At 33.7% G+C, this 14,458-nt stretch carries 11 protein-coding genes; 1 reads left to right on the top strand and 10 read right to left on the bottom strand.

Features of this window, described 5'->3' with window-relative positions; all coding sequences use genetic code 11:
* Window positions 1–11: 11 nt before the first annotated feature.
* The 5 genes from AC1RPN_RS02445 to parE all read right to left on the bottom strand — a co-directional run bounded on the left by AC1RPN_RS02445 (window position 12) and on the right by parE (window position 7,216).
* Window positions 12–671, bottom strand: coding sequence for an HD domain-containing protein (locus AC1RPN_RS02445; protein ID WP_481761319.1), 660 nt, complete (start codon window positions 669–671; stop codon window positions 12–14).
* A 61-nt stretch (window positions 672–732) separates the two neighbouring features.
* Complete coding sequence (locus AC1RPN_RS02440) at window positions 733–1,662, bottom strand: manganese-dependent inorganic pyrophosphatase (RefSeq protein WP_481761321.1); 930 nt, start codon at window positions 1,660–1,662, stop codon at window positions 733–735.
* 16 nt (window positions 1,663–1,678) lie between these two features.
* A complete protein-coding gene (locus tag AC1RPN_RS02435; RefSeq protein WP_481761322.1) occupies window positions 1,679–2,635 on the bottom strand; it encodes a LysR family transcriptional regulator in 957 nt (318 codons plus the stop codon).
* Between the two features lie 105 nt (window positions 2,636–2,740).
* A complete protein-coding gene (parC, locus tag AC1RPN_RS02430; protein WP_481761409.1) occupies window positions 2,741–5,173 on the bottom strand; it encodes a DNA topoisomerase IV subunit A in 2,433 nt (810 codons plus the stop codon).
* Window positions 5,174–5,197: 24 nt separating this feature from the next.
* Window positions 5,198–7,216 (bottom strand): DNA topoisomerase IV subunit B, encoded by a 2,019-nt coding sequence (gene parE, locus AC1RPN_RS02425; protein WP_481761323.1) that lies wholly within the window; start codon window positions 7,214–7,216, stop codon window positions 5,198–5,200.
* 180 nt (window positions 7,217–7,396) lie between these two features.
* Here parE and plsY point away from each other — a divergent pair, with 180 nt between their 5' ends.
* The gene (gene plsY, locus AC1RPN_RS02420) at window positions 7,397–8,020 is read left to right on the top strand and encodes a glycerol-3-phosphate 1-O-acyltransferase PlsY (RefSeq protein ID WP_481761324.1); all 624 of its coding nucleotides are present in this window, start codon (window positions 7,397–7,399) and stop codon (window positions 8,018–8,020) included.
* Between the two features lie 20 nt (window positions 8,021–8,040).
* Here plsY and AC1RPN_RS02415 read toward each other — a convergent pair whose 3' ends face one another.
* From AC1RPN_RS02415 to topA, 5 genes are all read right to left on the bottom strand, one after another.
* On the bottom strand, window positions 8,041–8,922 hold the full coding sequence (locus tag AC1RPN_RS02415; protein ID WP_481761325.1) for an aldose 1-epimerase family protein: 882 nt from the start codon (window positions 8,920–8,922) through the stop codon (window positions 8,041–8,043).
* Window positions 8,923–8,938: 16 nt separating this feature from the next.
* Complete coding sequence (gene hslU / locus AC1RPN_RS02410; protein ID WP_409022533.1) at window positions 8,939–10,348, bottom strand: ATP-dependent protease ATPase subunit HslU; 1,410 nt, start codon at window positions 10,346–10,348, stop codon at window positions 8,939–8,941.
* A gap of 15 nt (window positions 10,349–10,363) precedes the next feature.
* Window positions 10,364–10,909, bottom strand: a complete 546-nt coding sequence (hslV, locus tag AC1RPN_RS02405) for an HslVU peptidase proteolytic subunit (RefSeq protein ID WP_409022532.1) — start codon at window positions 10,907–10,909, stop codon at window positions 10,364–10,366.
* Window positions 10,910–11,023: 114 nt separating this feature from the next.
* The gene (gene trmFO, locus AC1RPN_RS02400) at window positions 11,024–12,331 is read right to left on the bottom strand and encodes an FADH(2)-oxidizing methylenetetrahydrofolate--tRNA-(uracil(54)-C(5))-methyltransferase TrmFO (protein ID WP_481761326.1); all 1,308 of its coding nucleotides are present in this window, start codon (window positions 12,329–12,331) and stop codon (window positions 11,024–11,026) included.
* 29 nt (window positions 12,332–12,360) lie between these two features.
* Complete coding sequence (gene topA, locus AC1RPN_RS02395; protein WP_481761327.1) at window positions 12,361–14,457, bottom strand: type I DNA topoisomerase; 2,097 nt, start codon at window positions 14,455–14,457, stop codon at window positions 12,361–12,363.
* Between the last annotated feature and the right edge of the window lies 1 nt (window position 14,458).

Genomic DNA, 14,458 nt, shown 5'->3' with positions numbered 1-14,458 from the left:
TCGTTTTTATTTTATGACTTTCCTTCCCATTCAGATTTGAAATTCTCAAGGAAATCTAACATAATTTGATGTCTATTTTTAGCCATTCGTTTTCCTGGTTCAGTGTTCATTGTTTCTGTAAGTGTCAATAACTTTTCGTAGAAATGGTTAATGACCGTTTGATTCTCAATATTCCTGTATTCTTCTGGGGTCATATTTCTTCTTGGACCACGATGTGGATCATATATTTTACTGCCAACATGTCCACCGTAATAAAAAGTTCTAGCAATACCGACAGCACCAATTGCATCTAATCGATCAGCATCTTGAACAACTTTTGCTTCTTCGGGCAAGTTAATAGTATTATCGTTCAATTGGTTTTTAAAAGAAATTGATTTAATAATTATTAAAATATCATTAATTTGAAGTGAAGTTAAATCAATAGATGTTAAAAAATTTGTTAAATTAGTTACTTCTTCTTTAACATTATCGACTACTTTATCATCAATTACGTCATGTAAATAACTACTAAGAACAATTATTAAATAATTGATATTATGAATTTCTGAGGCAATCGTTTTTGAATTTGTAACGACTCGTTCAATATGAGCAAAGTCATGTCCAGAAGTATCTGACGCTAATTTATTTTGCGTATATATTTTAACTGCTTGAATTTGTTCTTCAGGTAGCATCCTAAATTCTCCTTAAAATAAAAAAGCTTAGAGATAAAGTCTAAACTTTTAAGATTTTTTATTAAGCTTCAAAAACAGCTTGTAATTGAGGAACAACTTGTTTTTTTCTTGAAACAACACCAGGTAATGACAATTTGTTATCAGAAAGTTTTGTGTTGAAGGCTTTTTCAACCATTTCTTTAGGTTCTCCAACAACTAATAGTTCTGAATCACTGTCTAGGATATTTGTAACTAATAGTAAGAATAAATCATAATTATTAGCTTTACTATCATCTTCAATCGCTGAAACTAGTGCAGCTTCACGGTTAAAAACTTCTTCTAAATCAACGGTATTAACTTGAGCAACACGTACTGTTTTACCAGCCATATCAAAAGATTTGGCATCTCCGTTAATCAATTCTGTTTCAGTTTTGCTAGATAAATTAGTTCCAGCTTTTAACATATCTAATCCGTATACATTGTAATCAGTGTTACTAATTTTAGAAAGTGCTTTAGTTGCTTCAATATCAACTGGAGTCGTTGTAGGTGATTTGAATAACAATGTATCAGAAATAATAGCTGACATCATTAATCCTGCAATATTAGCAGGAATTTCAATATTGTTTTCATTAAACATTTTCCATAGGATGGTACTTGAACAACCGACAGCCTCTGCGCGGAAATTAAGAGGCATATTGGTTGTGAAATTAGCAATACGATGATGATCGACAACGTCTGTTACAACAAGATCAGCGATATCAGAAACACTTTGTTGAGATTCATTATGATCAACTAACATAACTGATTCAACCTCATTTTTAGCTGTTTCAATAATTCTTGGTTCAGGTTCATTAAAGTAATCTAAAACAAATTTTGTTTCTTCACTTAATGTTCCTAAGGTAACGGCTTCAGTATCGAAACCTAATTTATTTTGTAGATATGAGAATGCTTTAGCAGCTACAACTGCGTCTGTATCAGGACTTTGATGTCCAAAAATTAATTGTTTAGTCATTATTATAATCTCCTTTTTATTTGTTAATTTCTTTAAGTCGAGTCATGTAATCTTTTTCTTCTAAAAATTTATCAAATGCATTTAAAAAATGTTCATTTCTAGGAATTTCATCTTTATCTTTTCTAAAGACAAATGACAAATCAAATTTTATTTCTGGATCAAAATGAGATGTCCAAAGGTCTTTGCTTTCAGGATGAGCCGTTAAAAATGAAGTTGGTAATGCTGAATAAGCATGTGTTGCACGAGCAAATTTTAAAATCTGTGTGGGTGATGTAAATCTAGCAACACTCTTTGGCAGGTTAACTAATTGATTTTGATAAATTGTTTTAATTGTTTTATCAAGATAATAATCACTTGGATAAGTGACCCAAACATTATCAATTGTTTCTTGAAGTCTAACTTTCTTTTTAGAAGATAACTTTTCATTATGATGTAAAAACAATAAATCTTCAGTAAAGATTTTCTTACTTTCGTATGGTTTCCAGTTTTTAATACTTTCATCTGGAAGATACATAATAGCTAAATCAATTTTATTATTCTCAAGTTCACTCCAAATTTCTTTACGCGTTAGTAAATGGAATGACACAATAATATCTGGATTATTTTTATAGTACTGGATAACAAAATCATCAAACACTTCGTCTTCGATTGAAGCCAAAATCCCGATAGTAATTTCTCCTTGTGTTGCACTTGTTGATTGTTGAATTTCATTCGTTGCTTTATTTAATGTTTCATAGATTTGGTGTGTTGCATCTAGCATTGTATAGCCAGCATCAGAAAGATGTAATTTTTTACCAACAGAATAAAAAAGTGGTGCACCAACTGTTCTTTCTAATTTTTTAATTTGCTGTGTTAATGCAGGTTGTGTGATTCCTAATATTTGGGCTGCTTGCGTATAATTCATTATATCTGCAAGCTGTAAAAAATATGTTAACGTTTTTGATGAAAATATATTTTCTTGCTTTGTTTTCATATTAGCGTGATCTCCTCAGTTCTAGAAATTAATAGTCATATTAGTATAATAAGCGTAATAAAAAAAAAGAGCAAACAAATTTGCCTTTTTTTAACAATTTAATTATTAATTAATCTCATTTAAATTATTAGGTATTCCTAATTGTTCTGTATCAATAACAAATGAACCATTTGAATATCTATCAGATAGCGGATATGACATTGGTTCGATAATAAATTCATTGCCACTTTCAGTAAGGGCATTTAAATTCACATCTTTAGTAATGAGTTTCATGCCAACGACTCTATGAGGTTCCTTCTTAAGCTCTCTAAGAACAAGAACGCCACGTTTCGCCCTACTTGTCGAGCTCACTTCTGATACAGCCATACGCTTAAATGAACCGCGCTGTGTTAATAATCCAATCTGACTATGTTCAGTTACTAAACAAGTAGCGGCAACATAATCATCCTTCTTAAGATTCATCGCGATTACACCAGCTGCTTTAGATCCGACAACAGGAACTTCTTCGAGAGGATACTTTAATCCATACCCATCATGTGAAGCACTAAAAATGAATAACGAGTCATCCGTTTCTTTCAAGTATGAAATCAAGATAACATCATCGTTAGCTTCCTTCAATTTCATGAATTTACTTGCATGACCTTTATAAGTTCGTCCGGGTTGTAAGTCGGAAACCAGTGTTTGTTTAATGAATCCATTTTTAGTTGCAAAAACAAATTTACCAGGGACATTCACTTTTTTGAAAGAAAATGCTTTAATTAAATATTCATCAGTATCTAATCCAATAGTTTGTGAAATATGTTCCCCAGTATCTTTCCACTTTGCCTCAGTTATTTCATGAATTGGACGGTAAATCATATTTCCCTTATTTGTAAACATAAATAGATGATCTAATGTGTTAACAGATTCATTAAATACAATTTGATCTTCGTTTTTCAAACCATTCTCATTTACTCCTGAGGCGTTAAATGACCGTAATGAGCTACGTTTGAGATAACCATCACGGCTAACTAATACTTGAACATCTTCGGGAGTTACTAAAACTGCTGTTTCAATCTTAATGTCTTCAATATGTTCTTGAATTTCAGTTAGTCGAGGTGTGGCATATTCTTTAGATACTTGTTTAAGCTCTTTTTTCACAACATCAGATAACTTACTAGGATCTGCCAATATTGCTTTGTAATCAATAATTTTTGCAGCAAGCTCTGCATTTTCTTTTTCAAGCGCAGTCACATCTGTATTAGACAAGCGGTACAGTTGTAATGAAACAATTGCTTCAGCTTGTTTTTCTGTGAAATCGAACAGATCCATTAAGCTTAATTTAGCACTCTTTTTATCTTTACTTGCACGGATTGCTTTAATTACTTTATCTAAAATTGATAAAGCTTTAATTAACCCTTCAACGATATGTTGACGAGACTCAGCCTTTTTTAAATCAAATTCAGTTCTTTTTTTCGTAACACTTAATTGATACTCTAAGTACGAAGATAAGAATTTTTTTAAGCCAACTAACTCAGGTCGTTGATGGTTAATTGCAACCATATTGAAATTATACGAAATTTGTAAATCAGTATTTTTAAATAAATAATTTAAAATACCTTGTGCATTGACGTTGCGTTTTAATTCAATTGCAATTTGTAGTCCTTCACGATCACTTTCATCTCGAACTTCAGCAATCCCATCAACTTTTTTTAATAAGCGAATTTCATCCATCTTTTTAACAAGAACAGCTTTATTCACTTCGTATGGAATTTCTGAAATAATAATTTGTGTTTTACCACCCTTTAGTTCTTGAATCTCAGTTCTAGAACGAACGACTACTTTACCACGCCCCGTTTTATAAGCACTCTGGATGCCGGATAGTCCTTGTAAAATACCACCGGTTGGAAAATCGGGGCCCTTAACGAATGACATTAATTTATCTAAAGTCGCATTTGGATGACCAATTAAATAAACAACGGCATCAACAACCTCGCTTAAATTATGAGGTGGAATTTCAGTTGCATACCCAGCTGAAATTCCCGTTGCACCATTTACTAACAAATTAGGAAATCTTGCTGGTAAAACAGTTGGTTCATACTCCGTATCATCAAAATTCAATACGAAATCAACCGTTTCTTTTTCAATATCACGTAGCATTTCAGTCGCAATTTTACTTGTACGAGCTTCTGTGTAACGCATTGCGGCAGGAGAATCACCATCCATTGACCCATTATTTCCGTGCATTTCAATTAATGGTGTTCGTAATTTCCAGTTTTGACTCATACGGACCATAGCTTCGTAAATTGAGCTATCTCCATGAGGATGAAAATTACCCATAACATTTCCGACAGATTTAGCAGATTTTCTAAACCCTTTATCATATGTGTTACCATCTTGATTCATTGCGTATAAAATACGACGTTGAACAGGTTTTAGGCCATCACGTATATCAGGTAAAGCACGTTCTTGAATAATATATTTAGAATAACGACCAAATCGTTCACCCATAACATCTTCTAAGGTCAGCTCTTGAATTTTTGATGTATCTTTTTCTATAGCCAAATTAATAATCCTCCTTCCTTAGTCAGTCGTTGTTTGATCTTCAAATAATGTTAAATCTTCTTCATTTTTTAAATCAGTAACTTGTTTACTTGATACCTTATCAAGGATACTACCGTCCTCTTCAAGTGAAAATTGAACATTTTCTTCAATCCAATTTCGACGAGGTTCTACCTTGTCGCCCATTAAGGTTGTCACTCTTTTTTCAGCAAGTGCAGGATCATCAATTCGAATTCTAACTAAAGTTCTTGTCATTGGATCCATAGTTGTTTCCCATAATTGATCTGCATTCATTTCGCCCAGACCTTTAAATCGTTGTAGGTTGTAACCACGTCCAATTTTTGTTGTTGCTTTATCAAGCTCTTCATCGGTCCAAGCATAGATACTCTCTATTTTTTTACCCGTTCCTTTTTGAATTTTATATAAAGGTGGTAAAGCAATATAGATTTTCCCAGCATCAATTAGTGGACGCATATATTTATAGAAAAATGTCAATAATAAGGTTTGGATGTGCGCACCATCAGTATCAGCATCAGTCATGATAATAATTTTATCGTAGTTACTGTCTTCGAGCTTAAATTCAGCACCAACACCTGCGCCAACTGTATAAATCATTGTATTAATTTCTTCATTTTTTAAAATATCTTGTAATTTTGCCTTTTCAGTATTCAATACCTTACCACGTAAAGGTAGAATGGCTTGGAATTTGCGTTCACGACCTTGTTTAGCTGAACCACCGGCAGAATCACCTTCGACTAAAAACAACTCATTTTTCTTAGCGTTTTTCGATTGTGCAGGTGTTAATTTCCCAGATAATAAGCGATCATTTTTCTTTTTCTTTTTCCCATTTCTTGAATCATCACGAGCCTTACGAGCTGCTTCTCGAGCCTCTCTAGCTTTAATTGATTTTCTAACAAGTTCTTGTGCAAACTCACCATTTTCCATCAAATAAAACCCAAGTTTTTCACTCAGAACGCTATCGACGATAGATCTTGCTTCGGGTGTACCTAATTTACCCTTCGTTTGTCCTTCGAATTGCAATAACTCTTCAGGTATTCGCACTGAAATGACTCCTGAAAGGCCCTCTCGAACATCACTACCTTCTAAATTACGATCTTTATCTTTTAAAAGACCTAATTTTCTGGCATATTCGTTAAATGCTTTTGTCCAAGCAGACTTCATTCCTGCTTCATGTGTACCACCATCTTTTGTCCGAACGTTATTAACAAAGGACATTAAGTTTTCTGAGTAGCCATCATTATATTGTGCTGCAACTTCTACTTCAATTTTATCTTTAATGCCATCAAAATACATCACTTCGCCAAGTGTATCTTTGTCTTCGTTTAAATAAGCAACGAATTCTTTAATACCTTCTTCAAAATGATAGATATCTTGTTTATCAGTTCTTTCATCTGTTAAAACAATTTTGACACCACGTAATAAAAAGGCAGACTCTTTTAATCTTTCAGCTAAAATATCATACTTATAAATTGTAGTTGAAAAAATACTTTCATCGGGTTTAAAAGTTACTGTTGTTCCATTTGCTCGTTTAGTTGCACCTAATTTTTTTAAAGTCCCAACTGGATGCCCACCATTTTTAAACTTTTCTTCATAACGAATACCATCACGAACGGTATCAACTGTTAATGATGAAGATAATGCGTTAACGACACTTGCGCCAACGCCATGTAGTCCACCAGACGTTTTATATCCGCCTTGGCCAAATTTTCCACCAGCATGTAAGACAGTGAAGATAACTTCAACAGTTGGTATTCCTGATGCATGCATACCAATAGGCATACCACGACCATAATCTACAACAGTAATACTGTTATCACTGTGGATTGTAACGTCGATTTGTGAACCATATCCTGACAAGGCTTCATCAACTGCGTTATCAACAATCTCGTAGACAAGATGATGTAATCCCTTGCCATCTGTCGACCCAATATACATACCAGGTCGTTTTCTAACTGCTTCTAGTCCTTCAAGAACTTGAATTGAATCATCATTGTATTTTGTTTTATTTTGATTAGTCATTCAGTTAAACGCCCCTTACTCTGTATTCCTACAGTAACGTTACTATAATAACCTATTCTTTTTTAAAATGTAAAGAGAAATCCGAATAGATGTTCTATTTTATAAAAAATTTTGGTGTCTTCTTAAAAGAATGTTAAAATACTACTTATTGGATTTACTGGCTGAAAGGAGTGAATTATCATGGGTACAATCATATTAATGTTGATTATCGCTTATATTTTAGGATCAATTCCATCAGGGGTTTGGATTGGAAAATATTTTTATCAAAAGGATATCAGAAATTTTGGTAGTGGTAATGTTGGTACAACTAATACTTATCGAGTTCTTGGACCAAAAGCAGGGACTGTTGTCTTAGTGATGGATATATCAAAAGGAATTATAGCTGCAAGCCTCCCTTATATGTTTGGGGTCGCATCAACCGTTAGTCCTTTACTAATTGGTGTAGGTGCAGTAGCTGGACATACATTCTCAATATTTACTGGATTTAAAGGTGGTAAGGCAGTTGCTACTGGTGCGGGTATTTTATTACCGTATAATCCGCTATTTTTTCTTATCGCTTGTACCATGTTTATTTCTTTAATACTTTTAACGAGTATGGTAAGTGTTGCAAGTGTCATTGGATTTATTGGTATTACGATAACAGCGATATTATTTCAAGATTGGTTATTAACTAGTATTGCAGGTATTTTGACTATATTTGTTATTTATAAACATAGAGACAACATAAAACGTATTTTAAATGGTACTGAGAGTATGGTACCTTTTGGTCTTGGATTATATTTACGAAATAAAAAAAATCGATGATTATTTCATCGATTTTTTTTTTAAAATACTGTGATTTCATACGAACCTTCGAACGATTTATTTTTTTCTAACGTATAAATATTACTTTTATCTGATAAATTACCAGTAGATTCAATATTATCAGCTACTCCCCACCATGGTTCAATACAAACAAATGGTGAATTTTCAGGATATTTCGACCAGATACCAACGTAATCTGCACCATTTAATGTCACGGAAACACCATGATCATCTTCAGGTGTTGAAAGTAAGATAGTCGTTTCTAGTTGTTTCAATTCGTAAATTAAGGCATCATTTTTGAATGTTTCGCGAGATAACTTAATAGGTTCGTTGAACTTAACTGATTTTGCATTTTCGATATCGCTAAAAGGTCCAACTAGTGGAATTTGACGTCTTTCAACATTTGGTGCCACTTCAATTTGATAATTTTCTAGATTTAAATAAGCATTTTTAAGTGGTACGTTAAATGCTGGGTGTCCTCCGATAGAAAATAACAAAGGATTTTCATCGGGGTTATAAACATCGTAAATTACTTTTATTTGATGATTAGTTAAAATGTAATGTAATCTCAATCTAAAATTAAACGGATACTTTGAGATTGTTTCTGGGGATGAACCTAATTCCAGAACAACTGATGTTTTACTTTTAGAAACCACTGTAAAAAGCATGTCACGGGCAAAGCCATGTTGACCCATTTTATATGTTTTATGATCATACGCATATTCATCATTTTTTAAACGCCCAACAAATGGAAACAATACTGGGGCATGTCTACCCCAGTATTGTTTATCTGCTTGCCAAATATATTCAATAGATGTGTCATTTCCGGTAATACTGATTAATTCAGCACCTTGTTCAGCAATTTTGACTGTGATGAAATCATTTTTAAGTTCAACTGTCATTTTAGTTCACCCTATCCTATAAAATATAACGACTAAGATCTTTATCAGCAACGATGTTACCAATTTTGTCTTCAACATAACTTTCAGTAATTGTTATGTCACCCATTTGCATATCTGGACCCTCAAATAGTAAATCTTCAAGTAATTTTTCAAGAATTGTATGCAGTCTGCGTGCACCAATATTTTCAGTATCGTGGTTAACGTTGTAAGCAATTTCAGATATTTTCTCAATTGCTTCAATTGTAAATGTCACATTAATATTATCAGTGCCAATTAAAGCAATATATTGTTTAATTAAGGCATTATGAGGTTCTGTAAGAATTTTAACAAAATCTGCTTGGCTCAAATCATCTAATTCAACTCGAATTGGGAAACGACCTTGAAGTTCAGCAATTAAATCGCTAGGTTTACTTTCATGAAAAGCACCTGATGCAATAAACAAGATATGATCAGTATTAATAACACCATATTTAGTTGAAATTTGAGAGCCTTCAACAATTGGTAAAATATCACGTTGTACGCCTTCTCTAGAAACTTCACCACTATTTTTTTGAGATTTTGAAGTAATTTTATCAATTTCATCAATAAAAATAATTCCAGTGTTTTCAGCACGTTCAATTGCAGCTTGATTGATATCTGCTACATTAACTAATTTTTTTGATTCTTCACGAATTAAAATTTTACGGGCTTCTGCTACGGTTAACGTTCTTTCTACTTGGCGTGTTGGTGTTAATGCACTTAAGGTATCTCCTAAGTCGATGCCCATTTGTCCCATCATGCCATTCATACCAGAAGGCTGTTTAGGTTCATCAACTTTAATTGTCACTTCGTTATTTTCTAATAAACCACGACTTAGTTGTTCCGATACAGATAGTCGTTCATTTCTAATGTCGTCAGTGACCTCCTCTTCATCTTTTGCATCTAATCCGGCAGGTATTTGACCTTTTTGAATTTGAGACATCATTTGCATAAGATTAACATTCTCGGCTTTTTTTTGTTTTTTAATACCTGGAACTAGAAGTTTTACAAGTCGTTTATCAGCCATACGTTCAGCTGCGCCTGAAACACGGCCATATTGAGCATCTTCTTCTAATTTAATTGACACGTCAACCAAGTCACGTACCATTGATTCAACATCACGTCCAGCGTAACCAACTTCAGTGAATTTTGTTGCTTCAACTTTAATAAATGGTGCTTCAAGCATTGTTGCCAAACGACGAGCAATTTCAGTTTTACCTACACCAGTTGGCCCAATCATCATTAAATTTTTAGGTGTAACATCTTTTTGCATTGATTCAGAAAGTTGCATCCGACGATATCTATTACGTAATGCAACAGCAATGGCCTTTTTTGCATCATTTTGACCGATAACGTATTGATCTAGTTCTGTAACAATCTGTTTTGGTGTTTTATCACTTATAGTCATAAATTTACCCGCTTTCTATAATTCTTCTGAGATGACATGATGGTTAGTAAAAATATCAATATCACCGGCAATATTAATTGATGCCTCAGCAATTTCTTTAGCTGACATATCAGTTGTATGATGCTTAAGTGCCTTTGCAGCAGACAAAGCAAAATTTCCGCCAGATCCGATTGCTAAAATGTCATCGTCAGGTTCAATTACTTCTCCACTACCAGAAACTAATAACATTTCATTACTGTTCATTACAATCAAAAGTGCTTCTAATTTTTGTAAGGATTGTTCACTACGCCAATCCTGAGCTAATTCAACTGCTGCACGTTGTAAATTACCACTAAATTCATTTAATTTTTTTTCAAATCGTTCTTCAAGATTAAATGCGTCGGCAACGCTACCAGCGAAACCAACAACTACTTGATCGTTATATATGCGACGAACTTTTCTAGCAGTCCCCTTCATAATAACTTTTTCACCCATTGTGACTTGGCCATCACCGGCCATTGCACAGTGACCATTATGCTTAACGGCACAAATTGTTGTTGCATGAAATGAAACAGTTGCCATAATAAACTCCTCCATGTTACTCATTTATTGTATAAAAAAACTTCATTGAACGCTACTACTGTAGCACAACAATGAAGTATAACTCAATTATTTTATCAGATATTTCATAAATATTTAAAGACTTGGTTTAACAATTGCTAAATGCTCTAGAGCACGATTTGCAACCGCTTGATTTTTTTCTTGTTTATCTCGAATTTTTGTGCCTAATTTAGGGATAATACCAAAGTTAGCATTCATCGGCTGAAAATGTTTACCACTGGCATGTGTTATATAATGGGCCATAGCTCCCATCACAGTTGTTTTAGGAAGTACGACTAGCTCTTCTCCTAAAACAAGATGTGCGGCATTGATCCCTGCTAATAATCCACTTGCAGCACTTTCTACATAGCCTTCAACACCTGTCATTTGACCAGCAAAAAATAAATCATTTCTAAATTTAGACTGATATGTTGGTTCCAGTGTATCAGGAGAACGCATAAATGTATTACGATGCATAACACCATAACGAACAAATTCAACATTTTCTAAACCTGGAATTAGTGAGAAAACATTCTTTTGTTCGCCCCATTTAAGATGCGTTTGGAAACCAACAATATTGTATAAGTCACCGACTGCATTGTCTTGACGCAATTGGACAACGGCAAAAGGTGTTCTACCAGTCTTAGGGTCTTCTAATCCAACTGGTTTTAAAGGGCCAAATAACATTGTTTTAGCGCCTCTTCTAGCCATTTCTTCAATTGGCATACAACCTTCGAAAAATTTTTCATCTTCAAAATCATGCATTTCAGCAGTTTCGGCCCCTATTAGTGCCTTATAAAAGGTTATAAATTCCTCTTTAGTCATTGGACAATTAAGGTATGCAGCATCACCTTTATCATATCGTGATTTTAAGTAGATTTTATCCATATTTAATGATGATTTTTCTAAAATTGGTGCAGCTGCATCATAAAAATAAAGTCCCTCACTACCATTTAATTGTTTAATTGATTCTGCTAAACCTGATGATGTTAAAGGACCTGTCGCAACAATTGTTGGACCTTTTGGTAGTTCAGTTAACTCTTCATTGATAACCGTAATATTTTCATGATTTTTAACTAAATCAGTTATCTCACCAGAAAATTTATCACGGTCAACGGCTAGCGCACCGCCAGCCGGAATTGCATTATGGTCAGCTGACTTCATAATAACTGAATCTAACTGTCTCATCTCTTCCTTCAAAAGACCAACGGCATTCGTAATTTGATTAGCTCTTAAAGAATTCGTACAAACTAGTTCAGCAAAATTCTCAGTATGATGCGCTGGTGTCATTTTGATAGGGCGCATCTCGTATAAATTAACATGAACTCCTCGCTTGGCAATCTGCCATGCAGCTTCACTACCGGCAAGACCAGCACCGATTACATTAACGCTAGTATTTTCCATTATATAATCCCCCTGCTAGTTAGATTCAATTATTTTTGAACCGCTTCTTCATAGTCACAATTACTACATTTGACTTGTTTTCCACCTTTTACTTTTTTCTCAATTAAATAATGTTGACATTTTGGACATTCGCGACCAATAGGTTTATCCCATGATACGAATTCACAATCTGGGTATCTTGAGCAACCATAGAATAAACGATTTCGTTTAGATTTACGTTCAATTACTTCCCCTTGCTGACACAATGGACAAGTTACACCAATTTCTTTAACGATTGCTTTTGTATTACGACAATCTGGAAAACGCGTACATGCAAAAAATTTACCATATCGGCCCATCTTAATAACCATCGGTGACCCACAAATTTCACAATTAAATCCAGCTGGTTCATCTTTAATTTGAACTTTCTCAATTGTTTCTTGGGCATGTTCAACATTTTTTGAAAATGGTTTATAAAAATCATCAACAACTTTAACCCAATTTTCGTCTCCGACTTCAATGTTATCAAGACCTTTTTCTAATTCAGCAGTAAATTTAACATTCACAATATCACTAAAATAAGCTTCAATCATATCATCTACAATTTCACCCAGTTCAGTTGGTTCAAAACGCTTAGCAATTAATTTCACATAATATCGACGTTGAATAGTATCCAAGGTTGGTGCATACGTTGATGGACGTCCAACACCATTTTCTTCAAGTGTTTTAATTAAATTTGCTTCAGTGAATCTAGCAGGTGGCTGAGTAAAATGTTGGTTAGGCTGATTTTTAGCTAACTTAACATGATCGCCAACTTTTAAATCCGGTAAAATATTATCAGTCTTTTTGTTATCCTCATAAATTTTTGTATAACCTGCAAACTTAGTCTTTGACCCAGAAGTATGATAAGTAACGCCATTTTGTTCAATAGATACAGACATTGTATCCATTACAGCTGGTGTCATTTGACTGGCAACAAATCGCGACCAAATTAATTTATATAACTTCATTTGATCATTACTTAAATAATCCTTCATTGAAGCAGGTGTACGTAAAACAGAGGAAGGTCTAATTGCTTCATGTGCGTCCTGTGCACCTTCTTGTAATTTACCTTTGCGTGGCTTAATAGCTGCATAATCTTCACCATACTTTTCGTGTAAAAATTGAGCAGTTTCATGTTTGGCAGTCGTAGATACACGAGTCGAGTCGGTACGCATGTAAGTGATTAAACCAACAGTACCCTGTTTTCCGAGATGAATTCCTTCATATAATTGTTGTGCAACCATCATCGTTTTTCTTGTACGAAAGTTTAATTTTCTATTAGCATCTTGTTGCATTGTACTTGTAGTAAATGGTAAAGCTGGAAATCTTTTACGTTCTTTTTTTGTGACAGCGGTGATATCAAAATCTTGTTTTGTATCAATTAATGCCATTACTTTTTTAACATCTTCATTATCATGAAGTGCTTTTTTCTTTCCCTTAATACCATAAAAAGCTGCATCAAATTTCTCTTTACCTTTTTTAAATTCAGAATCAATAGTCCAGTATTCCTCTGGTATAAATGCACGAATTTCTTTTTCTCTATCAATAATTAAATTCAAAGCAATAGACTGAACTCGACCAGCACTTAAGCCTTTTTTTATTTTAGCCCATAATAAAGGACTAATTGAATAACCAACTAATCTATCTAAAATACGGCGAGCTTGTTGTGCATCAACTAAATTCATATCAATTGATCTAGGATCATTAAAAGCATTTTTAACTGCATCTTTTGTAATTTCATTAAAAACAACACGATTTTTGTCCGTGATATCTAAATCTAAAATATGAGATAAATGCCATGCAATTGCCTCGCCTTCACGATCAGGATCGGCTGCTAGATAAACATTTTTAGCTTTTTTAGCTTCTTTTTTTAAACTTTTAATAACATCGCCTTTACCACGAATTGAAATGTAATGAGGATCATAGTTGTTTTCAACGTCAACTCCCATTTTACTTCGTGGTAAATCTCTAATATGTCCAAGACTAGCGACAACATGGTAGTTGCTGCCTAGGTATTTTTCAATTGTTTTAGCCTTAGAAGGTGATTCAACAATAACTAGATTTTTTTTTGCCGGCGTTCTCTTTTTCTTTTTGGTTACTGGCATA

This window comes from Dellaglioa sp. CoH-57-MRSF-20 (genome assembly GCF_056781955.1).
The sequence above is the reverse complement of the archived record's forward strand: the minus strand, read 5'-3'. Positions and strand labels throughout refer to the sequence as shown.